The following is a 23463-nucleotide window of genomic DNA, read 5'->3' as shown; positions in this document are numbered from 1 at the left end:
ATCGACGTGGTTTTTCCGCATTCGGAGTCATGCCCCCGCAATGCAGCAAAAACGTGCTAGAGTGCATCTTCTCGTGTCGTCCCATTGCGGAACGCGAGCAGGCACAGAAAGCGGGATCATGACTGGACTTCGTCCAGGCGCGGCGGAAGCGGCACGAGAGCCGCCGAGCGGCGAGCGTGCGCCCAAGCTAGGCGGAGCGGACCGGACGCCGACGTTTCCCATCGTCGGACTTGGCGCCTCCGCCGGAGGTCTCGATGCGTTCCAGCGCTTCTTTGACGCCGTGCCCGGAACGAGCGGCATGGCGTACGTGCTCATCCAGCACTTGGATCCGACGCACGAGAGCATGATGAGCGAATTGCTGGCGGGCCACACACGCATGCCCGTGGTGGAAGCCGCCGATGGCATGCCGCTGGAGCCCGATCACGTCTATCTCATTCCACCCGGATTTTACCTCTCGCTCAAGGCGGGATCGCTCCACCTCTCCAAGCCGCGCGATCGTCACGGCGCACGCATGGCGTTTGACTTCTTCCTGCGTTCGCTTGCCGATGAATGCGGTGAGCGCGCCCTTTGCGCCATCCTGTCCGGAACGGGCGCCGACGGCAGCCTCGGACTGAAGGCGGTGCACGAGCAGGGCGGGCTCGTCGTTGTCCAGGACCCAGACGAGGCTGCGCACGCCGGCATGCCGCAAAGTGCCATCGATACGGGCAGGGTCGATCTCGTGCTTCCGGTGGCAAAAATGCACGAAGCGCTCTTGAGGTTTTCTCGTCAGGCGCATGGCGGTGGCGTAAACGCCGGCCATTCGCAGGGCGCCGTCGAACGCGAGCTGGCGGAAATCATCAGCTTCCTGACCGCGACGACCGCCCACGATTTCTCACACTATAAGCGCGGAACCCTGCAGCGCCGCATCGAGCGGCGCATGGCGTTGGCGACCATCGAAAGCCGGGCGCGCTACCTGGACCTTCTGCGCAACGATGAGAACGAGCGCGACCTCCTGGCCAAGGATCTTCTCATCAATGTCACCCAGTTCTTTCGCGATCGCCCGGCCTTCGATGCGCTGGCATCATCGGTCGTGGCGGATCTTGTGCGCGATCAACCGGTGGGTCAGCCGCTCCGCATTTGGGTACCGGCCTGCAGCACGGGCGAGGAAGCCTACTCGATCGCCATCCTGTTTCTCGATGAGATCGCGACAGCAAGGTCCCGCATCAAGTTGCAGGTGTTTGCGTCCGATATCGACGCCGAGTGCGTGGCGTTCGCCCGCAACGGCGCGTACCCTGAGCAGATCCGAGCTGATGTGACGACCGAGCGACTTGCGCGCTATTTCGTCAAGGAAGACGGCGGCTATCGGGTCACCCGCGAGCTGCGGGAGACGGTGGTCTTCACGACGCAGAACCTGCTGGCCGACGCCCCGTTCTCGCGCCTTGACCTCGTCTCGTGCCGGAACGTGCTCATCTATCTCGGCCCGGAAGCGCAGGAAAGAACGCTCATGCTCTTTCACTTCGCGCTTCGTGAGCGGGGCGTGCTGTTCCTCGGCACGTCCGAGACGGTCGGCGAGCACGCCGATTGCTTTGAGCAGATCAACAAGAAACACCGCATTTATCGCCATGTCGGACGTCCGCGGCCCGGTGCGGTCATGCTTCCGATCAAAGCCGGCACTCTTGGGCACGTTGCGCTTCCCAAGGCGGCCGATCACAAATCCCGCCTCCCGCCCCTTGCCGAAATTGCGAGGCGGGCGCTGATGGACGGCTACGTCCCGGCTTCGGTTCTCATCAACGATAAGCGCGAAGGCGTGCATTATTTCGGGGCCATCGACCGCTACCTCAAAATCGCATCGGGCGAGGCAAGCCAAGACATTCTGGTCATGGCGCGCGAGGGGTTGCGCAGCAAGCTCAGGATGGCGATCCAACGTGCCAATGATCAAAAAGCCGGTGCCGTCATGCGAGGCGGAGAGATGGATCGCGGCGACGGGCGTGTTGCCGTAAAGATCGACGTCGTGCCGATTTCCAGTAACGGCGAGTCCTTTCTGCTCGTCAGCTTCAGCGACGACGAAAAGCCCGGCCCGGCTCCCGTCGCGGAGGGAAATACGCCCCCGGAGCCGTTGCGCAATGCCGAACAGGAGCAGGAACTGGCTTCGCTCCGCGCCGAGCTGGACAACGCTGTTCTTGCACTCGAGACCGCCAACGAGGAGCACAAGGCGATCAACGAGGAGGCTATGTCCGTTAACGAGGAAGTCCAGTCCATCAACGAGGAGCTGGAGACCTCGAAAGAGGAGCTGCAATCGCTCAACGAGGAGCTGAACGCGCTGAACAGCCAGCTTCAGGAGACGGTGGAGCGTCATCGGGCAACGTCGGACGACCTGAACAACATCCTCAACAGCTCCGACGTGGCGACCTTGTTCCTCGATCAAACACTGAGGATCCGCTTCTTCACGCCGGCGACTAAATCGCTTTTCAACGTCATTGCGACCGACATCGGACGTCCGCTCGGCGATCTCACGCATCGCTTCAGGGACGACAATATGCTGACCGACGCGCAAGCCGTTCTCGAAACGTCTACTCCGGTGCGCCGTGAGGTCGAGGCCGATGACGGCGCCTGGTATATCCGCAGTATTTTGCCATCTCGGAATGATGCGGCGCACGTCGACGGCGTGGTCATCACGTTGGCGGGCATTTCCGAAATCAAGGCGGCGCAGGCAGAGAGTCAGGCCGCGCGCGCCTACTCTGACAGCATCATCGCCACGATCGGACAGCCCCTCGTCGTCCTGGATGCGGATCTTCGTGTCATGTCGGCCTCGACACCGTTCTATCGGATGTTCGAAGTCGAACCGGCGACAATGGTCGGCCATCACCTTCCCGACTTCGGCTCCCATCTCGACATGCCGGCGCTGCACCAGTTTCTTGCTGCACTCCGCACGGAAGGCAAGGGAGAGGCCGACGCGGAAATTACCCTTGAGCTGCCGACACGCGGCGTCCGGTCCTTTGCGGTGAGCGCCCGCCCAATCGGCGACGAGCCCGTGACGAGCCGGAAAATTCTTTTGTCGATCATCGATGTCACGGAGGTGAAGCGCGAAAGCGAGGCACTGGCAACCGCGAAGGCGCTGGCCGAGCGCGCCAACATTGGTAAATCGCGGTTCCTTGCAGCCGCCAGTCACGATCTGCGTCAACCGCTGCAGACAATCAATCTGCTGCAGGGCATATTGACCAAACGCACACGCGACGAAGGCACGCTGAAGCTGCTCGAGCGCCTCGACGACACGGTCGGTGCCATGTCGAACATGCTCGACAAGCTCCTCGACATCAACCAGCTCGAAGCTGGCGTCGTGCGGCCTGAGCTGGTCAATTTCCCAATCAACAGCCTGCTCGCCCGACTGAAAACCGAATTCACCTACCTCGCCGAGGAAAAGGGCCTGCAATGGCATGTGGTGCCTTGCGACCTCATCGCTCGGAGCGATCCAAAGCTGCTCGGGCAGATGCTTCACAATCTGATCTCGAATGCCGTCAAGTATACGAGCAAAGGGAAGGTGCTTCTGGGATGCCGACGACGGGCCGGGATCATTCGCATCGAGGTGCTGGACACCGGCATCGGCCTTCCCATGGATCAGGCGCGGAAAATCTTCGAGGAGTTCCACCAACTCGCCAATCCAGCACGCGACAGCAGCCTGGGTCTTGGGCTTGGGCTTTCAATTGTCAAACGGATGGGAGACCTTCTCGGGCATTCGATCGATGTCCGCTCGATCCCCGGCTACGGGTCGGCATTTGCGGTAGAGGTGCCGATCGGAGGCGCAGGCGACATCGGCGAGACGAGGCCGGTACGCGCGGTTCAGGAGAAGGCGGCGCCCGCGACCGGTGCCATTCTGGTCATCGACGATGACCAGAATGTCCGGGATATGATCAAGATGCTTCTCGATGAGGAGGGACATCGGACGTCGGCGGCCGGAGACATCGCAACAGCGCTCGAGTTGGCCGGGAAAGACCCGGCGCGACTGGACCTTGTTATCGCCGACTACAACCTGGCCCGTGGTGTCAGCGGCCTGGATGCGATTGCAAGCCTGCGACAGCAGCTCCGCCGAAACATCCCCGCCATCGTTCTGACGGGCGACATCGCGACCACCACACTGCGCGCAGTCGCGGACCAGGGATACATTCAGCTCAACAAGCCGGTGAAATCTCAGCAGCTGATTGGCATGATCCAACAGCTTCTGATCAAGTCGCGCGCAAAAGGGGCCGCCGCGGCGGTCGACGTGCCGTCGCCGGTAGATCGGTCCGCGATGCCGACGGTATTCGTCGTTGACGATGACGTTGTCCTCCTTGAAACAATGCGGGATCTCCTCCAAGAGCATGGCTACGCAGTGGAAATCTTTGCGGACGGCGAGGACTTCTTACGGGCCACGCGGTCCGAGGGCTGCCTGCTGCTCGATGCCCGATTGCCTGGGATGACCGGTCTCGCGCTGATCGAGCGCCTCAGGGCGGAAGGCCGTGCGCTGCCCACGGTCATGATCACCGGCGACGGAGACATCGCTTTGGCGGTTGAAGCGATGAAGGCCGGTGCCGCAGATTTCATTCAGAAGCCGATCGGGCACGTGGAGCTGCTTGCCAGCATCGCGCGCGCTCTCGATCTCGACAGCGGTAGGACTGAAGTTACGGCGACGCGGGAGCAGGCCGTCTCACTTGTGGCGGGCTTAACCGCGCGCCAACGCCAGATCATGAATCTCGTCATGGCTGGACATCCGAGCAAGAACATTGCCGCCGACCTTGGCATCAGCCAGCGCACCGTGGACAATCATCGGGCGGCCATTATGAGGAAGACCGGCTCGAAATCGCTTCCTGCGTTGATCCGAACTGCAATTGCAGCCGCTTGATGTCTGCGCCTCAGAAATCGGATGGCAGCAACGTGTAGGCATCTCTACGGCGGCCAGAGTAGACTTTTGCCGCTACGTCGAGGATTCGATCCCGATAGCGGTCGAACGCAACCAGGATTCCGGCTTCGTCAAACTTCGGATCTGGGCCCATGCGGGAGAAAGCGCACTGATCAATGAAGAAGCTGATCTCGAGTGCGCCGTCATGGCCCCAAAAGCGCACGCGGCGCCCGCGTGCGTCGTAGCTTCGGCTCCGATTGGGAAAACTCAGTGTCATCGTGTGATTTCTCCTTCCCGCGATCAATGGCTCTGAGGCATGCGCGGGATCTATTGCATCCGGGCGCGATAACCGATCATCAGAAGTTCCATCGTGACGCTGGCCATGACGCCAGACAGGCAGCCGATCCACGCTGCTGGCGGAGGATTGAGGACGCTCAGGCTGATCAAATATCCGGCTAAGCCACCGCCGATGGCCGCAATCACCGCATTGAACAGGACGACGCCGGGAATGATCAGTCGGCCGGGACCAGGTCCCGCTCCCCGGATGGACGCGAAGACAGTGAAATGACGAACAAGCGTGCCTGCGACAATGGCGAGAAACGCAGCCACGATGGCCAGCACCGGCTGGTTGGCGACGAAGCCGTCGAGAGCCAATCCGCTCGCTGCTCCTGCTACGCCTCCTGTGACAACGGTCAGGATAATTCCTGCCGATATGAGCTGCTGATATCGCGACATTCGCACTCCAATGCTTCTATGATCCAAGAGCAATCAGACACCGCGGGGACGCTCTAGCTAGCGGCTTGGAACACCACGTAGCCAACGAGCGCCAGGGCGAGGACAATCGGAACAAGCAACGACGGGATCCAAGGGGCAAGCGTGCGCCAGCTAATCTTCTCAGCAACGAAGCGAGGAGCCGGGTCATTCATATGAGAAAAATCCTTGTTCCTGGCGCAAAGTCTCAGGCGGTGAAAGGCGACAGGCGCGCATGCATGCTCAAATCCGGACGCACGTGTCGGGTTAGATAGTAAGGACGGAGGGGCATTTGCCGTAGAGTCGGAATCTACTCAGAACGTCTGACAGAAGCGTGGGCAACGACGGCTCAGCGGCGGGTCGTGGTCGTGGTGGTTGGGCCTTCCGAAGCTACGCATTCAGACGCTCGCAAAATTCGCGGACCTCTCAAGCTGAGCCATCCGTTCGCCACTCCGAATTCCACACCGTCATTTAACTCGATCCCCAAGATCTCTTCGTTGGCGAGCCGCGCCGCTATAGCACCGAACATGTCGTACTCGCCGGGCTTGGTGTGCCTTTGCTCAAGCAGCTCCATAATCCTTTGCGCGATCTGCTCTGGCGTCCGTATGGTCATTCCGTGCTCCTCCGAGGCTGGGTGCGCTCGGCTTCGTTTAAAAGTCGAGATCCGTCCGTTCTCCGTTGTTGGAGAATCGGGCGGCTGAGGCTGGCTTCTGCGATGAGTGGATCGCGGACGATAGCGTGCTCTGGCGCGCCTAAGCACCCTCGGAAACTACTCATGCAGCGCATGGTGTCCGGCCTCCGACACTGCTTCCGGTTCGGGGCAAGGAGGGAGGCTTCGCCTGTGCGTTTGTAACAACCGCTCTACATTCGGATGCGGACGACAGCTACGTGAGCGTCTGCGTATCCAATCGGTGACGGTTCGACGTCCGCTTTTGGGACGAAGCGGCCATCGCGGCCTTGTCCGCAAAGTCCCATTAGCAGACTCTGCCGCGAAGGACGTGTGAGACTCGCATCGATGTGCGACCCACGTCTGCAATCATGTGACTTAGCGGCTGCCGCTGGTCAATTCTTCGGCGCGGGAGCGGCGGCTGCGTCCGCTGCGGCGGGCTGCATTGCCTTAGGCGTCGCCGCGGTCGTCGTAACCGGTGGCTTCTTCTTGGCCGCCGCCGGCTTTTTCGCCTTGGGCTTTGCGGGAGGGGGGCTGAAAAAGCCGAAGTCGAACAGCGATGACAACGGCGCGGTCTCGCTCACGCCGCCGGTGTAAGCCTGCAGCACGCTCACCTTCGCGCCGACCTTCGCAATCGAGGCCAGGTGCACGACATGCTCGTTCGTCAGGCGGAAGCAGCCCGACGAATTCGCGCGCCCGACCGTGCGATCATTGTTGGTGCCATGGATTCGATACACGGTGCTGCCGAGATAGAGCGCGCGCGCGCCTTGCGGGTTCTTGAGCCCGCCCGAGACCGTAAGCGGTAGGCCCGGTACACGCTCGTGCATTTCAGGTGGCGGCGTCCACGACGGCCAGGATGCGATCCGGCTGATGCGCTGCGTACCGGTCCAGGTAAAGCCCTCGCGACCGACCGAGATGGGATACTCGTAGGCTTGCTTGTTCGGAAGCACGAAATACAGCTTACGCGATTGCGTATCGATTATGATGGAGCCGACTTCCTCGCCGCGATCGAAATAGACGACCGGCGGCGCGGCAGGCGCAATGTCCGGTCGTTCGCCGCCGTCCATATGCTTGGGATAAACAACGGGCTCAGAGGTTGCACGGCGCGCTTGGCGCTCAACGCGCTCCGCTTCCTTCATTTGCGCATCATGTTCAGCGACAGAGTCGTTGACGAACTGCGCCTTCGCCGGCCCCGCGATCAGAGCGACGCAGGCTGCCAAAGCAAGACACGTTGCGCGCAATTCCATTGGCGTTCCGCAACCGGTTGATCCCTTCAGTCCTGATAGGGCACCTCGCCACCCCTGGGCAAGTCCGATCACATTCCAGCAGGTGCGCGAAGGGAAAACTGTTGCAGTCCGGTCCCATGGCAACACGGCGAGTTGAGGTCTCCATCCCATCGCTTCGGGAACGTCTGTTTTTTTCATCGCTAACATAGCTATTTAAAACAAACATCCTATTCAGCGGCCATTGACGTATGGCCGGTTCGGCGCTCTATCGCTCACTCAGTTGAAGTCTGCTTCCAGACAGCAAGCTGTCAATACCCGCTCGCGACGTCTTCTTTTGTGCCTCGGCGGACATTTCTCTTCGCCTTAGCTGACTGGCTATGCCAACACTATTGGACCGCGACCTCGCGGAGAGGTTTGATCTATGCTTGAAGCTTGGCTATCGATAGGTTTCATCGTCCTTCTCGCCATTTTCGTTCTCGCTTACGTCCTGTGGCGCCGGGATAATCACGTCCTTGCCGTCGCCGCGCTCGTGGTGGGCGTCCCGCTGTGGTTTGCATGGGAGTACGCGCGTCCGACGTGGACGACGGGCGTCATAACCGGAACCGAAGTTCGCCGCAGCGATCCCGATGTTCGCGGCAATACGACCGACATCCAATACATCTACATGCGCAACCGCTCCGATCGGGGGCTCGAGTTAACAAACGACGACTCGTGGTGGTGGCTGAAGCGAAACAGCGAGCGCGTTTTCAACGACGCCAAGACCGCCGACACGCGCCAGACCGAGATGACGGTCATGTGGAACGGGTGGCGTGCGACGCTCTTCAGCTGGTATCCGAATGTGATCGCCATCGGCAATGCCGGATACTGGCCGTTCTGGTCGCCGCGCACTATTGGCTTCTACAGCCTCTCGATCGTCCTCTGGCTCGCGTATTTTTATGCCTTCTTTCGGCTGGGCCGATCACCCGCACCGGACGCGTGACGGTGTTGGTCCACAAAGTGATCGACGAGGTTCGCTTCATGCGTTCGTTTCCGTTGTCCTGATCCCCGCCAGCTTCCTCTGCACCAGCGTATCGGCCGCACCGACGGCATGCGAGTTCGTCTCTGCCGCTGACATGAGCAAAGTTCTCGGCAGCGCGGTGGGCGCATCGGCCGATGACCGGGGTGGGCAGACCAAGTGCACGTATCAAGCCGCAGGGGGCGAACTTCGGCGCACCCTACGCTGAGATGCAACTAAACTAGGGCGACGGCGTCGCCGGTATGAACGGCGCCGGAGTGATGGAATCGCAGCTCGGATCTGCCATGGGTAAATTTGCGGGCCTCGGAGACCAAGCAACGTCGGTGGGCGCGATGATCCTGATCCGGAGAGGCGAGGATCTGATCACTCTGGTGATCTCCGGCGTGCCCGATGGCTCGGCTGCCGCCAAGAGCATCCACGATCTGCTAAACGCGCGGCTGTCCAAGGCGGCGGCACCCTAGTGGGGCTGTGGGATTCAATCGCGGTCGGGCGTGGGGGCCGCCTAAGCTGGTTCGTCCCAGAAGCGGACATCAAGCCGAATGTTGTCCAACTCTACAAACCTCATAAAGCCGGGTCTGCTGGTCGGAGAAGAGCGGAACCCAACCTGTTATATTTAGCCGGCTTCCTGTGGCCATGGCGCTCCCAATTCTATTTCTGGATGTCGTGGTTCGCTGTCAGGCCGCCCCTGGTCATCCCGTATTTCATCAATGTAAGTAAGGCAGCGCTTTGCGAACTGGCAAATCGGCTCTTCTCTCGCCATCAGGCCGAAGAGATGTTTTCTGAGCTTGGGCGCGGGATGCGGTAGCACTTCGAAAGCACCTTTCCATTCGGCGCTTGGTCGCTGTTGCGTCACGGCTGTTCGGATGGCCCGCTGAAGATTGCCGTCAAAGGGGCGCTGCGCTTCAACGTGACGGTTGATAAGCGCGATGACAGCATCTTCATCTGCCAGCTCTGAAAGCGCCTGATACAACACACTATGGGTAAGACCGGTTGCGCCGTTGAACCGCTGAACTAGATACGCCTTGATTTCTGGGTCTACGCGAGCTTGCTCTGCTATATTCAGTGCCCATTGGCGTGTTTCGAAGTGCCTTTGATGCCGCGTATCCAGGACAGCAACAACCTTCTCCAGCACGTCTAAAACATCTGACTTCAGGGCGAGGGTGAGCGCCGCACCGTGCCACTCACTTGATGCAGAAATCTCGGGATGCTGCCGCGCAAGTGCAAAGAGGATGGTCTCTCCATGCTCCGGCACAAACGCCAGTGAGCGAATAAGGTTGTCTCCTCGCCAATTGGAGAGGCTGCGCGCCGGGGCCTGTTTGAAGGCTTCAAGGAGCTTGGTTGGATCTGTGGAGAAAGCGAGAAGCTCGAACCATTCAGCTAACTCGGAATGATCGTGGTCAAGCCTCCAGGTCTCTTTTTTCGCTAGCTCGTACAGCCCTGATATCCCTTCCTGGATGAGGTCAGCGCTCAAGATCTCACCGGCGTCTGTCAGGGACTGAAGGAGGGACAACTTGTTTGTGATAGGAACCGGTAGTTCGATCAGCTTCGCGATGAGCGGGTCTTGGTTCTCATAGGGAATCGTGAAGCCTATCTGGGCAATCGAAATCGCTCGTTTCCTGTCTTCGATGCTTTCTCGATCAGCGAGCTCGTTCGCAGCATTCAGTATCAGCTTGCTAAAGGGATGCGCGGGTACTTTTCCAGACGCTTTCGCGCTGCGTTTGGCCTCGACCTTAGAGTAGTCCGGCCAATTGCTTCGGAAGGGCGGGTTGTCGTCTCGGGGCTGTTCTCGTAGCCACAGGCGCTTGACAACGACGGCAGCAGGTCTGGCAAAGTCTGGATGCGTGAGCTTGCAAGACATTGCCTCAACAAGGCCGGCACCCCCTGTGCGTTCGAGCGCGGTCATGTAAGCGTTCTCGTGAAGTGTCAGGCCATGCCGGCCCCCTCCCTGACTGATTGCTTGCCTAATAGCCTCCTTGTCTGCTGCGAGCATCGTAAGTTCACGATCAAGCAACGAAAGAAGGCTCGGTAGAAGATCGGGATCTCCGACGCGCCCAATAGCGCTCGCGAGTTCGGACATCTGATAGCGTGTAGCGTCCTCTGCGAGGAACTTGACGGTCCAAGCCTGAAGCAGAGCAACTAGTTCGGGCGTGCGGATTTGAGGTAGCGGCTCCGACGTGTGCGTTACCGAATGCTGGGACAAGATATCCGCAAATAGCGCGATCTTGGCTAGATTGTCGGTACCCTGGGCGCGGAGCAGTGCTTGCACGAAAACGTCTGGACGGGTTGCCTCCAAAAAATCCTTGATTTGGTGATAGCTGTTGCTGGCGGCATCCGAGCGCGTGTCCTTGAGCTTTTGATATCGCTCATAGGCCTCATGCAACATCGCTTCGACCGCATTCGGTCCACAAATCTTGCTGATGGCCTTATCGAACTTCGCACCTCCCAGAAGCTGCTGGATGAACACCTCGTCATCTTTCAAGGGCGCTTCCGCGAGCAACTCTTCGCATCCGAATGGGATGTCCCGACCTTCCTCGAGGCGCTTGGCCAGACCCTGAGCAGTTGCAACGGGAGCTTTGGCGTGTACCTGACTCAAGAGTGTGCTGGCGTTGTCGCGATTGGCTTTGAAGTCGGCCTCAGCGATCGCTTGCTGGATTTCCTCAGGTGACAATTCCTGACCGGTGTGTACCAGGTTTACTAATCGCCGGTAGGGGCTGTCGGTCTCTTGGCTCAGCGTCTCAAGCTCTTTCCGGAGCCCGGCTTCTGCCGGTGTTCCCTTGAACTCCTCTGCGTATCCGTTTCTCGCCAAATCCTTCCAAACTTCAACGGGTGCGTTTGTTAAGATGCCTTCCGCCAATTTGTTGGCGCGTCGGAACAGTAAAGACTTGATGATGTCTTTGAGAACTTCGGGGGCCTTCTCATCTCTGGCATAGGTGGCGATTGCTTCAATGGTGGCGCCATTGCCATTGTGGATGAGTTCACCCGCAATGAGTTCGCGACGTTCCTCGGGCAAGCCTGCTAGGTGTGCTTTGATATTGCCGAGCGCGTCCGGTCGCACGCGCGTCGCGCTACGGATTGCCCCGAAAACCTTGTTCTTGTCGGGGTCGGTGAGAACTGTCCAGATTAATTCCTGGAACTCCTCGCGCCCGCTTAGAAGCATGAAGCGGATTGCACGATCGGCGGTCTTGGGTAAGTGCCACCTATTGACGAACGCCAGCACATGCGGGCTGGTGAGTTTCCAGACATCATTTCCGGAGCGGTAGATCATTTCGGCGGCTAGCATCGGATCGATGCCCAGAGCCATAACCGTAGCTTCAGCGAGCGCTTCTTGGTGAGCGTGGTCTTCGCTCAGGCGCTCACACGCAAATAAGACGGCTTCCTCCCAGGCTGGCAGGTTTAGAATGTCCTGTCTCAGCATCTGCTTTGCGGCGGCGTCTCCGTTCGCGGCCTGTGATATTAGGCGCTCAACGTCGAATGATGCATACCATTCTTGAATTTGCTGATGCTGGAACTTGATGGTGGCTTCTGCTTCGCCGGTTCGGACGAGAGTGTGCCTGTTTACAAGTGTATCAATGACGGTAGCAGGTTCCGGACAGATCGATAGCTGCCCATTCTTGATGAGCTCGTCGGCTGTGGATTTTATGACCTCGCGAGTGGAGACTTCCAGCAGGCTCACATTGGCCGTTGCTGTCGTGCTTGCGGCGATAGCAGACAGATAGATCGTTTGGTTGCCCAGCAACTCCGAATTATAGATTTCGATCTTCTCGGCATCTTGCTCATGCTTTTTCACGAACAAGCGGAGGATCGCTTCTTTGGTTTTTGGAAGCTCCTTTCCAGGAGTGCTCGTAAGAAGCGCCGTCAGATAGAGCGGAATGCGGATCAGATCATGGATACCAGGGGTTCGCCATGCTCGGTCGAGAAGGGTTTCTCCGTCTGCTCCTCGCAACGCCTTCGCGATCTCGACCTGCTGTTCTTCCGTCAGCGGGTCGACTTCTATTATGCGCGGGTTCAATGGAAGATCGGTTGCCTGTCTGCGCGTTGAGACTGCTATCGACAGCAGCGGAAACTCTGTGTTGAGCTCCTGCAGTTCGACAATCAGCCGCAGCCTGTCGTCGGGATCGATCTCATTCCACCCATCTAGAATGAGTGCCAGCTTGCCATGTGTGGCTGCCAACATCAGGTGGCGATCATTGAAGGCGGCCCATGACGGCTTGCTGCAAATGAACCTAAGCAGGTTGCCTTGCTGCAGCGACCACTCGGTGAGCTTTAGGATGACCGGGGCGACTTTATTTCGCTCAAGCACAGCCTCGGCAAGCTGGCCCATCGTTGTGGACTTTCCCGTGCCAGGCGGAGCGATGATTGCCAGGATGCCGCCGCGCTCCATGGCGGCAGCCAACATCAGTTCTGTTGCAGGTTGTTGAGATTTCGAGTCGGTGAGGTCCAGCTTGATGGGTGCCGACGGCCAATTCGGATGGCGCTTATAAACCTCGATGCCTCTTTCCGCCGCTTTATCAAGCCGAGGCAACAAGGCCGTTATGTTGTCGGTATCTGGGAGGCCGAGCAGCTGACGCGCTTCGATATCGACTTCTTCAAGCTCGATATCGGCACCTTGGTACCCTTCATCGATTTCCTTGAACTGCCTGTCTTCCGCCTGTTCCTTCCAGCGGCGAATGTCTTCTTCTTTGAAGTGCTGGTCGTCCTTGTCGACCAAGTCGGCGTGCGGACTGCACAGCCAAATCCCGTTATCGTAATGGCTTCGTTGCGCTGGCGTCAGCGCAGCATTAAATCTGGGGCCGCCTGACGCAGCCGCCGTGATGTGCGCAGCTTTTCCCAGAATAACGGGCTTGAATTTTCCCTTTGCGGGGCCGATGGTCGAGCGGGGGCATCCAGGCCTGGAGCATCGGTACCCAACTCTTTCGGCGAGCAATCGTTTGGTCGGAGCTGAGAACTCGTCTCTATTCTTGGCCATCAGGAATCACATCCATCGGCTCCAACACTTCTGGCAATAGCCATAGAGCTTTCACCAATGCCGGGGTAGAACCCATCATGACATTAGTTGTCGTCATTGGCTGTATACCCACATCGGTTTTGCCCACGATTCGTGCATTGAAAGCTCTGGCCAATGATGTGTTTCACCAAGAGCGAGCCATCGGAAACGCGCTCCGGGACAGAGGAATAGCAAACTGAAATCCTTACGCTTCCTATTCAGCTAACAGGCAGTAATGGACGCTGGCACTGATGTCCACCTCGCGGCGCTGAAAGAAGCGCTGCTTTCCCTCGAAGCTACCGGAGCAAAAGGCTTCGAGGGCCTGCTCGCTGTCGTTCTTTCCGATATTTGCGGGCAACCGTTCAGGCTCGCATCGAGCGGATCGCAGAGGGGGCGGGACGGCAACTCTGCATTTGACGAGGGCGCGACATACTTCGAGGCAAAGCTCTATCAGGGCAAGGTGGAGTCCACGGCGGTCGCCAAGAAGCTGTTAGAGCTGGACCTCGACGATGAGGGGCAGGTTGACACCTGGGCTCTCTGCGCCACCTCAGCGATCAGCACGCAGCTTGAAGAGCAATGCCACAAGTCTCTCGCGAAGAACGGCATCGGGTGCCTGATTCTCGACTGGCCCGATCATGCTTGGCCTCCGCTTGCGGTCGCGCTGGCCCTCTGTCCTGCGACAACCGAGGTGTTCATCAGCACGCACAGCACGGACAAATCGAAGGTTGCGGGGCTGCGCACCCACCTCGATGCGATTGCCGCCGATAGTAGTTTCAGTGCGGTCGCTACCAGCATCCGCGACATGCTGACCGAACCGACCTTGGGGCTTGGGCTGGCGAAAGCAGCGAACAAAGAGAGGATGTTCGGGATCTTCTCTGACCGGCAGGAAGCCCGTCGTGCCTTCGGTCAACCATTGGCTCCGCTCGATCCTGCAGGCTTGCAGTCGGTTGATCGGTCGGACCTTGGGAAGGAGCTTTCTCCCTCGTTTGCAGGGGCTCCAGGAGATCAGGTCTTTGTCATTCTGGGGGAGGAAGGCACGGGCAAATCGTGGCTCGTCGCAAGTTCCTGGGTGCGAAGCAATCCATCCCCGCTTCTCGTCGTGTTCACAGCCGGTGAGTTGCGCGCCCCCATGGCGCTGCACGATCTTGAAGGGACAATCATAACGAAGCTGGCGTCCCAGGCCGAGGGCGATACACCGGCTGGAAAGGCGAGATGGAGGCGGCGCTTCAAATCTTGGGGAGCGAACCCCCAACCATCCAGCCCGCGGCTTGTCGTGTTCGTCGATGGCCTCAATCAGGCGACCGATTTTGAATGGCCGCGATGGATTGATGCGACAGGAAAATTTCTGGGACGCCTTGGTGGGCATCTGATTGTCACGACGACATTGCGCCACTTCGCGCAGCGCCTGCGCAATAATGTGACCGCGTCGGTTCACCGTATCATCGTCGCCGAGTGGTCCGAGAAAGAGCTGCGGAAAATACTTGTTGCAAAAGGCATCTCGGCTGATGGCCTGAGTGCCGAGGTCACGCGCTTTCTTCGTAACCCTCGTATCCTGGGGATCGCAGTCGAGCTGTTGAACGCGCGAGATATCGAGCGCTTCGACGAGTTGACTGTCGGGAGACTGTTGTTCGAGCATATCCGGCGCGGAGCCCGTGACGGCATGGTCGACGTCCCTGCGGGTGAGTTCGCCAGCTCGTTGCGTGATCATGCAGATCAGATCATTGCCCGGTACAGCGGCCAGCAGCGGGATGATCTCAAGATATTTCAGGTGCCGTTGGATGGGCGGCTGCGAGCCGTCTCTGAGAGCCGCTTCTTTGAGGACGTGCCTGGCGAGGCGCAGCTCTATGCGATCAAGGAAGAGGGGCTACCGCTAGCGCTTGGGCTCTCGTTGTTAAGCGGGCTTCGGAAGGAAGTGCGGAACAGGCGCGATCCGGACGCCAGGCTTTCAGTCATACTCGAGCCAATTATGGCGCTCGGCGAGACAGCCGATGTGGTGTTCTCGGCTCTCGAGGTTGCGTGTTGTGGCGATCAATGCCCGACTTCGGTCACGGCCACGTTGATCCGGCATCTCCTTACGCTCCAGAATCTGCCCGACGAGCGTTGGCATGCCTTTGCAGGACTGGTCAAAGCCGCTCCGGAAGCATTCTTGTCGGCCGCACGCCATATTGCGCTCTCGGAGGATCACCAGCCGCACGCTCGGTGGCTTACGGCCGCTCTGCTGGCGGCGCGGGCGAACCCAACGATTGGGGCCGCGATCCAGAAGGAAGGGGCGACATGGCTCAGCTATTATTCACTCGCCCCTGAAAGACGCGTCATTTCAAGCCGGCGCCATGACGCCCAGGCCGAGATTGAGGCAGAGACGGCAAAGCGGAAGGCCGAGCTGGATACGCGGATCGCCGGATTGTCAGAGCACGAGCGCGCCTTTGTCGAGACACGCCTTGCGCGCAAGGACGATGGAAACCTCTCGGGCCTTCAGCTTCTGGGCTTACAGCTTCTGTCCACGACGAAGCTGGCGGGTCTGGCCGATGCACTCGTCAATTGTGCGTTCTCGAATGCATTGAATTCCGGGTTTGATGCGCCGGACAAGCAATTCGCCAATCTCATCCGTCTCAATACCGCGGATTGGAAAAAAGCGCGCGACGCCCTCTTGAAGGCAGCAGCACCGCTCATGACAGTAGGGACATCGAGTACAGGGCAATGGGCCCTCGTCGAAGTATTGCGCGCGACCGGGCATCCGGACGACGCTGTTCGGGCGGCAGATCTGGTGGCCGACCTCATCAAGGATCGGCCTAGTTTTTCCGGGTGGCGGAGGATCGAGGACTATTGCGCGACCGACCCTTGCGATCCCGGCTCCAGCAAGCCCTCGAACATTGGTGATACGGCAGCCAAGTATGCTGCGCTCGATGTGTCCCAGCTGCGCATCGGGATGGGGCACACAATACAGGATCATTTTTTTGACGAAGCGCGGCCCGGGCTGGCGCGGTTTGAGCCTGATGCGGCGATAGATGTCACGAGGAAATTCGCGCGGAACGCGGTCGGCCGGGATGGCCTCGCAAGACGCCAGGCTGTTCTGGCGCTCGTGCCGCACAGCGCGCTACTGACGGAGGAAATTGTCGCGAGACTTCTCGCTATCGCGGCAAGCGGGGCAGGGGCGCCAGACGGAAACAAAGAAGACCAGGATACATGGATCATCGCCCAGTACGCGTTGCTTGCCGCACTTCCGCATAAGTCCGGAACGGAGCAGCTTGCAATCATTACAGGCCTTACAGGCCGCTCGCTGCTCTTGCGTATGGTGCAGCGATTCAAGCCTGCGGACTCGGCGAGCGTCGAAGCCCAGCTAGAGCGCGTCGTCCAGGGACGGGACGTCGACGCCCAGGCGCGCGTCATGAGCTTTGTCCGCTACAGCAATTCCGATCTGTCGGCGCGGGCCAGGAAGCTGATCGGAACGCTGCTAGGATCACCGGACAAGCTCGTGCGAAGTCTTGCCATGGCCGTTGCGGCGAGGACTCGGGATACGGATCTGCTGACGAGTATCGTCTCAAGCGGTTGGGACGCTGCAAAGCTGGACCGCAAAGAGGACTATTTCGAGCTTTGGTACGGTTCAGCTGCACTGATCGCTGCAGCCGAAATCGGGATTGCAGATCCTTCTGACGTCGTAGGTCGGATTGCTTCGGGTTTTTATGCTGACGCGCTCAGATTGCCTAAGCCGGCGGGTAGCCTGGCTTCGTTGAGGATAGATGCCGCGTTCACCAAGGCGGTGGCACTCGACAAGATGTCCGGCATTCCTCTGGTTGAACAACCGATCCCTCGGATGGGAATCTGGGAGCCACCGCTGCGCTCCATTGTTGACGAGCCCCAGTCGACTGACATCCACGACTTCTTTGATCGCGTGAACGAGACGAGGGAGACGTTTGCGGCCCGGCAGAAGCGCGCCTGGGATGCCATCGACCAGTTTGCCAAAGAGGTCACGAGGGCAGAAGCGGGAATCATTCTCGATGATTTCTCCTGGGCGGAATTCGAGGCGATCGTAGCAGCAGAGCCAACCCTCGCCAGCGGATGGCTGGCCCTACTGACCGGGCTACCAGAGGCGCAGTTGCAGTCGATGCATTACTTCGCGTTGGGTTTGGCAAGAGCGTCCGCGAAGTCCAACCCGGCGGGCGCGGCCGCCCTGCTGCGCCGCCTTGCGAATGTGAAGCCGTTCATCAGAAGGGTCGAGGGGATCGCACGCGTGCCGGCGGAGGCGGTCGCGGCATGGGCCACCGCGGATTTGAACGAGATGAGGACGCTATGCTTCGAGAGGCTTGATCGTGCGGCCGACGATGCAGAGCTTGCGATCGAGGTGCATGCCGCGTTTGCGTCCGGACGATCGAGTCAGGTTGGCGAGTACATGGATCTCGGGATCGCTTCCGGAGTGCCGTCCGGAATAGCAAGGGCGCTGATGGTTGCGGGGTTCTCGGCTAGCAATAGCCATGCTTTCGAGATCTTGCAGCGATTTGCAAACGATAAGGGCTTTGTTGGAGCTGCGTGCAAAGCCGCACGGTTCGCGTACGAGAGGAACGTTTGGGCGCGCGACTGGTACGAGCGGATGCGCATGGCCAAGTCGAACGAGGAGTTCTGGTGTTGCTCGATCCTGCTGGAGAAGATCGTCGACGGTCGATACGCGCTTTGGGCGGGGGACGTCACGACAGCAGGCCCTGGATTCCAGCTGTTTTTTCCGACGGTCGAGGAAGGCATCCAGTCGCGGATCAAGAGCTGGCAGAGCAAGCGCAAGAATAAGCTCTTCGGACAGGACGTACCCGATGCGGTGTTTTTCGGCAGAATTTAGACATGTGAGTAATTTCACAGACTGGCCTCGCGTCGTGATGTCACGCCGCCCTGCTAAAGTAATCCGATGTCCGCTCTCGGATGCTTAGCAGCTCCGCGCCCTCGAGTTCTAATGCTGGGGTAAGCCGGGATCTCCTACGTCCGCTTTCTCGGCCTAGCGGACTTTGGAGAACATCCCCTTGGTTTGCTGATTGTTGGCGCCCTTACGAGGGCCTTGAGAGCTTATCCATGTCAGCCAACAGCTCTGCCAGCTTCCCTTTCAGCGTCTCGAAAGTGTCCGCAGCTCTCTGCTGTTCCACGTCCGTCTCTCCCGGCAACTTGCCGGAAGCCATTGCTTTCGCCAGAGCCGTTCCGGTGATTTCGGCGAGATGGCTAACCGGATCATTTGAGAGGTGAGCGTACCGCGCCGTCGTGATCGGGGTGTTGTGGCCGAGCAGCTTGCCGATGACAGGAAGCGTGCCACCGCTCATGACGGCGAAGCTCGCAAACGAATGGCGGAGGTCGTGGATACGAACATCCGGGATGCCAGCGGCGCGCCGCACCTTGTCCCAAGCAGGCTGTAACGATTTGAGGTGCTCTCCCTCTAGATGCCCAGTGATAACCCACGGACAATTGGCGATCCGGGTAATGGACTTCAGAACTTCGATAGACTGCTGATTGAGTACGATCGGCTTCTGGCCGGTTTTGCTATCGGGCAAGAGAAGCAGGCGTCGCTCAAAATCAACGTGGGCCCACTGCAGGGTCAGGATTTCTCCTAGCCGTGCGCCAGTAAAGATGAGCAAGCGGATACACGCCAGTGCCGAGGGCATGATCGCACCCGTGGCTTCGAAGTTGACCAAGACCTGTCCGACGCGCAAGAGTTCTTCGGTGGATAGGAAGCGCTCGAGCTTTCTCTCCTTGTAGCGAATGACCTTGCGGACCGGGTTGCTGTTTTCAGGTCGCCAACCCCAGACCTCTGCGAGATTGAACATCTTCGAGAGCTGACCAAGCGTCCGATTGGCGGCCCCCGGACCTCCTCTCACGTCGAGGCCGCCCGAACCGCCCTCACGCTTGCGCTTGGTTCTCTTCGACGTAATGCCGTCGCGAATTTTGCGTTTGAACTCTTCGATGTCGGTGCGCGTGATCTCTGCAACTGTGCGACCGCCGAGGAGCGGAATTATGTGGTTGCGATTATTCCGCTCATAGCCAAGCACCGTGGCGGGTTTGTTGTGTTGACGCGAGTGCTCCTCGAGGAAGCGCTCGCAGAGTTCTTCGATCATCGGTTGATTGCGTTTGGACTCGCGCACGGCGACGATGTTCACGCTGGCGCGGATTTGACCCCACAGGCGTTGGGCTTCCTCGCGCGCTGTTTCGACTGTCCAAGGCGCGCCGTGCTGACCAATTGAAAGCCAGCGCTGCCGGCCGTCGATACGCACTTTCAAGCCGTACACCGCGTACCTCTGCTGGCGTCGAACGAGAAAGCCTTTTACGGTCGTGTCGAAGAGAATCTCGCCAGGCTTGAGAGCATCGACGAGGCGTTTCGAGAGGCGTACCGACTTCGTCACAGGACACTCCAGAGGCTGAAAACTAGCAACCAACTAGCAACCACTTTGGAGCGAACCAGGGCGAAATAAAGACGAATACTGAGTAATCGGACTCAGTAAAATCAATAAGTTACGTAATGCTGCGTAATCCTGCGAACTGGCCTGGATCGCCTTAAAATCCTGAGACGGCAACGTCGTGTGGGTTCGAGTCCCACCGTCCGCACCAGCTCAATTTTCCTCTGGAGTGTTTCGGCTCAGCCGCACGGAAGTTCTCGGCTGTGGGGCCGGTCAGCACAACCCGATAGAAACCTACGATGAGTGAAGCATGCGCACCCTTGGCCTGTCGGCATTGGCGTTCTTCGGCGGAGCCGCCGCGGGGTGGCTTCTGGCACTCGGCGTCTATCTGATCCAGACGGAATGGTTGGGTGTGGCCGACCATGATGGTGGCGGGGCGATGGCCTACGGCCTCGTGATTGGCCCGGTCGTCGGGGTTGTCCTCGGCGCCGTTCTTGCCGTAATGACCGCCGTCCGGCTTTCCAGAAAGCGCGGGCTCAGCTAGCGCGGCACGCCCGCAACCGAGCGTAAGTTTCGGCCAGAATAACGTCGCGCAACCTGCTCCCTGTGAGGCGGCCGCCTTCCGTCCGCTCTTCTGGGAGCCTGACCTCGATCATTCGCGCTCAAAAAATAAGTCCCGCCATGAGGACCTTCCGACAGATGTAGCCACGTTCAGCGTTTATGGCTTCGGGCGCTTCGTTGGCTTGCCAACAGCCCCGACGCTCATCGTGCTCCCCGGCGTCGTACCGTTTTCCGTCGGCGTCACCAAAAAATTACGGCGTCCCCAGAGCCTTCTCCCGGAACGCCGCTTCACTCGAAGCCTGAACGCCTCAGTAGTCGATGACACCGTCGAGCGCGTAGTGCTTGATGGTCTTGCGATTGGCGATGAGCTCTTTCGTCGTCGGCTCGCCCTTCATGGCGCGCCCGATTGCGATCTTCAGCGCCTCGTAGTTGGTGCGATAGAGATCCTTCTTGTCGAGGTTCGGATCCTCCGGGCACCGGGGGTCGAGCCACACGGTGATGATCATGCAGAGGTCGTCTAGGCCATCCTTCGGCAGGATTCCTTCGGAGATTGAATCGACGATGGCGTCGCCGAATGCAGCCTGGACGACGCCGCCGAGCAGATCGACATAGGCAGCGTTCGGGATCGTGACCTTGCTCGTCATGATGGCGGGCGGACGCACCATCTGGTTCAGGTCGCGAATGACGAACATGCGCGTATGGCCGGCCGATTGGCCCATCATGGATGCAAACGCGTGGCCGACCGGGCCGCGCACGGAACCGATCAGAATCTCGGGCATCGCATCCGTGACTTGTCCTTCAGACGCCAGCACGGTCGCTTCGCCGGCCCGAAACCATATCTCTGACATTTTTGCTTCCCTGTCGTAGTTTTCGATCGTCCAGTCCCGCTTGGAGTGAACTGAGAGGAAAGATAGTTTATCCTGGATCACTTCGCCAGAATAACCCGAGGGTCATCCATCCGGCGAAAAACCCCAAGAGTCCGTTGATTTAGGGCCTGGCGATCGCGGCGAACTCGCCAGCCAGAAAATCGATCAACGCGCGCACCGCCGGCATCAGCCCTCGGCGTGAGGCGAACACGGCATGCACGATGCCGCTTCGAGGCGCCCAGTCCGGAAGCACGTCCACCAGCGCACCGGTTTCGAGGTCCTGCTGCACCATCATCGCCGGAAGCTGCACGACACCAACTCCGCGCAAGGCCGCTAGACGCATTTGGATCATGTCGTCGGTGACGAGCCGCGGATGATGGGCAACGAGCGCGGTCGCGCCATCGGGGCCTTCAAGGCACCACTGGTTGTCGCGATGGGGAGGCGCGAAGTCGATGCTCGGCAGCGCTGCAAGATCGGCCGGAACGATCGGGCTCGACAATCCCGACAGCAAGGCCGGGCTCGCGACAAGGCGCTGCGTGCTTGGCGCCAGTACCCGCATGATGAGGTCGCTTTCTTCCAGCGGCGGAAACCGCACACGGATCGCGAGATCGAAGCCCTCGGCGATCACGTCCACCTTGCGGCTCGTGCTTTCGAGATGGACCGTCACGCGCGGATGATCGGCCATGAAGCGGGCCAGCATGTCGCCCACCTGAAAGCAGAGCAGCGCCGGCGGACAGCTAAGGCGTACGATGCCCTGCGGCTCGGCTCGGGAGCGCTCGATGACCTCTTCGGCCGCCTTAGCCTCCACCAGCATCGCCACGCAGTGCCGATAGTACTCTTGGCCGATCTCGGTCACCGCGAAGCGGCGGGTAGATCGTTGGATGAGCCGTACGCTGAGGCGCTCCTCGAGCAGAATGATGCGGCGGCTCAAGCGCGACTTCGGCACGCCGAGCTCGCGGGCAGCGGCAGCGAAGCCGCCATGGTCCACCACCTGGACGAAGAAATAGAGGTCGTTGAGATCCTGCATGACTCTATCGTCCTATAAACAGGACGATGAGGTCAATATTTGCCAACTACCCAAAGGATCGTCCTGAGAGCATCTCGATGTCCAGCACGGGCCTGAAGTGGCCCACCCCTGAATTAAGACCTGGAAGGAGACCTCCATGCGCAAGATCCTCGGAACCTACGGAGCGCCCCGCGGCCACTGGGTCGGCGACGGCTTTCCGGTCCGCTCGCTGTTTTCCCATGCGAGCCACGGCGAGCACGTCAGTCCGTTCCTGATGCTCGACTACGCCGGTCCGGCGCGTTTCGAGCCGGCGGCAACGCCGCGTGGCGTGGGGCAGCATCCCCATCGCGGCTTCGAGACCGTGACCATCGTCTACGAAGGCGAAGTCGAGCACCGGGATTCGACCGGCGCGGGCGGGCTGATCGGCCCCGGTGACGTGCAATGGATGACGGCCGCGTCCGGCATTCTGCACGAGGAGTTTCACTCGAAGGCGTTCACCGCCAAAGGCGGGACGCTGGAGATGGTGCAGCTCTGGGTCAATCTGCCGGGCAAGGACAAGAAGGAGCCCCCGGGCTACCAGACGCTCCTCGATGCGGATATCCCCGTCGTCGAGCTGGCGGACGGCGCGGGCAAGGTGCGCGTAATCGCGGGTGAGTTCGAGGGGCGCAAAGGTCCGGCCAGGACCTTCACGCCGATCGACATCTGGGATCTGCGGCTCAACGCACGCGGCACTGCCGAGCTGAGCGTTCCGGAGGGCCACACGCTGGCCGTCGTCGTGCTGGCCGGCACGGTCGAGATCAACGGCGCTCAGATCGCACGGGAAGCCGAGCTGGTGCTGCTCGCCCGCGAAGGCGGCCCGATCACCGTTGAGGCCAACGGCGATGCCAAGCTGTTGATCCTCTCGGGCGAGCCGATCCGCGAGCCGGTTGTCGCGCATGGTCCGTTCGTCATGAACACCGTGGGCGAGATCAAGCAGGCGATGCTCGATTTTCAATCCGGAAAATTCGGCGCACTCGCCGAATAACCTAGACCATGATCGCTTCGGGCCTGCGCGCACCGATCGTCGCGCTCCCTATCGGGCGCGGCGTGAATCGGCAGCGCAGGAAATGCGCTCCGATCGTCGCGGCCCCTATCGGGCGCGGCGTGAATCGGCAGCGCAGGAAATGTCCGAAGC

At 59.8% G+C, this 23463-nt stretch carries 14 protein-coding genes; 6 read left to right on the top strand and 8 right to left on the bottom strand.

The features are described 5' to 3' along the window. Positions 1-118: 118 nt before the first annotated feature. Positions 119-4855 (top strand): chemotaxis protein CheB, encoded by a 4737-nt coding sequence (locus RCO24_RS05310; RefSeq protein WP_308960410.1) that lies wholly within the window; start codon positions 119-121, stop codon positions 4853-4855. Between the two features lie 10 nt (positions 4856-4865). On the opposite strand, the gene RCO24_RS05305 is transcribed toward RCO24_RS05310, so the two are convergent. The 4 genes from RCO24_RS05305 to RCO24_RS05290 form a co-directional block, all read right to left on the bottom strand. Then, the gene (locus RCO24_RS05305) at positions 4866-5129 is read right to left on the bottom strand and encodes a DUF1488 domain-containing protein (protein ID WP_308960408.1); all 264 of its coding nucleotides are present in this window, start codon (positions 5127-5129) and stop codon (positions 4866-4868) included. Between the two features lie 50 nt (positions 5130-5179). After that, on the bottom strand, positions 5180-5587 hold the full coding sequence (locus RCO24_RS05300; RefSeq protein ID WP_308960406.1) for a hypothetical protein: 408 nt from the start codon (positions 5585-5587) through the stop codon (positions 5180-5182). Between the two features lie 364 nt (positions 5588-5951). After that, a complete protein-coding gene (locus tag RCO24_RS05295; RefSeq protein WP_308960405.1) occupies positions 5952-6215 on the bottom strand; it encodes a hypothetical protein in 264 nt (87 codons plus the stop codon). Between the two features lie 449 nt (positions 6216-6664). Beyond that, positions 6665-7516 (bottom strand): L,D-transpeptidase, encoded by an 852-nt coding sequence (locus RCO24_RS05290; RefSeq protein WP_308960403.1) that lies wholly within the window; start codon positions 7514-7516, stop codon positions 6665-6667. 400 nt (positions 7517-7916) lie between these two features. On the opposite strand from RCO24_RS05290, the gene RCO24_RS05285 reads away from it, so the two are divergent. Continuing rightward, a complete protein-coding gene (locus tag RCO24_RS05285; protein WP_308960401.1) occupies positions 7917-8474 on the top strand; it encodes a DUF1523 family protein in 558 nt (185 codons plus the stop codon). A gap of 320 nt (positions 8475-8794) precedes the next feature. After that, entirely contained in the window at positions 8795-8971 is a 177-nt protein-coding gene (locus RCO24_RS05280; RefSeq protein ID WP_308960400.1) for a hypothetical protein, read from the top strand. A gap of 152 nt (positions 8972-9123) precedes the next feature. Here the strand turns inward: RCO24_RS05280 and RCO24_RS05275 are convergent, their stop codons facing one another. Beyond that, entirely contained in the window at positions 9124-13218 is a 4095-nt protein-coding gene (locus RCO24_RS05275) for an ATP-binding protein (RefSeq protein WP_308960398.1), read from the bottom strand. A 511-nt stretch (positions 13219-13729) separates the two neighbouring features. Between RCO24_RS05275 and RCO24_RS05270 the strand changes: the two genes are divergently transcribed. Beyond that, positions 13730-18319 carry a hypothetical protein gene (locus RCO24_RS05270; RefSeq protein WP_308960397.1) on the top strand — a complete coding sequence of 1530 codons (4590 nt, stop codon included), beginning with the start codon at positions 13730-13732 and terminating at the stop codon, positions 18317-18319. Between the two features lie 202 nt (positions 18320-18521). Here the strand turns inward: RCO24_RS05270 and RCO24_RS05265 are convergent, their stop codons facing one another. Next, positions 18522-19619: a site-specific integrase gene (locus RCO24_RS05265; protein WP_308960396.1), complete on the bottom strand. Its 1098-nt coding sequence runs from the start codon at positions 19617-19619 to the stop codon at positions 18522-18524. A gap of 547 nt (positions 19620-20166) precedes the next feature. Between RCO24_RS05265 and RCO24_RS05260 the strand changes: the two genes are divergently transcribed. Then, positions 20167-20400 carry a hypothetical protein gene (locus RCO24_RS05260; RefSeq protein ID WP_308960395.1) on the top strand — a complete coding sequence of 78 codons (234 nt, stop codon included), beginning with the start codon at positions 20167-20169 and terminating at the stop codon, positions 20398-20400. Between the two features lie 325 nt (positions 20401-20725). Here RCO24_RS05260 and RCO24_RS05255 read toward each other — a convergent pair whose 3' ends face one another. Then, positions 20726-21265, bottom strand: a complete 540-nt coding sequence (locus RCO24_RS05255) for a formaldehyde-activating enzyme (RefSeq protein WP_308960394.1) — start codon at positions 21263-21265, stop codon at positions 20726-20728. Positions 21266-21404: 139 nt separating this feature from the next. After that, positions 21405-22310: a LysR family transcriptional regulator gene (locus RCO24_RS05250; RefSeq protein WP_308960392.1), complete on the bottom strand. Its 906-nt coding sequence runs from the start codon at positions 22308-22310 to the stop codon at positions 21405-21407. 136 nt (positions 22311-22446) lie between these two features. Between RCO24_RS05250 and RCO24_RS05245 the strand changes: the two genes are divergently transcribed. Beyond that, complete coding sequence (locus tag RCO24_RS05245; protein ID WP_308960390.1) at positions 22447-23313, top strand: pirin family protein; 867 nt, start codon at positions 22447-22449, stop codon at positions 23311-23313. Positions 23314-23463 lie beyond the last annotated feature (150 nt).

The organism is Hyphomicrobium sp. LHD-15, assembly GCF_031157355.1.
GTDB lineage: Bacteria > Pseudomonadota > Alphaproteobacteria > Rhizobiales > Hyphomicrobiaceae > Hyphomicrobium_C.
This window is presented reverse-complemented; position numbering and strand designations above follow the sequence as displayed.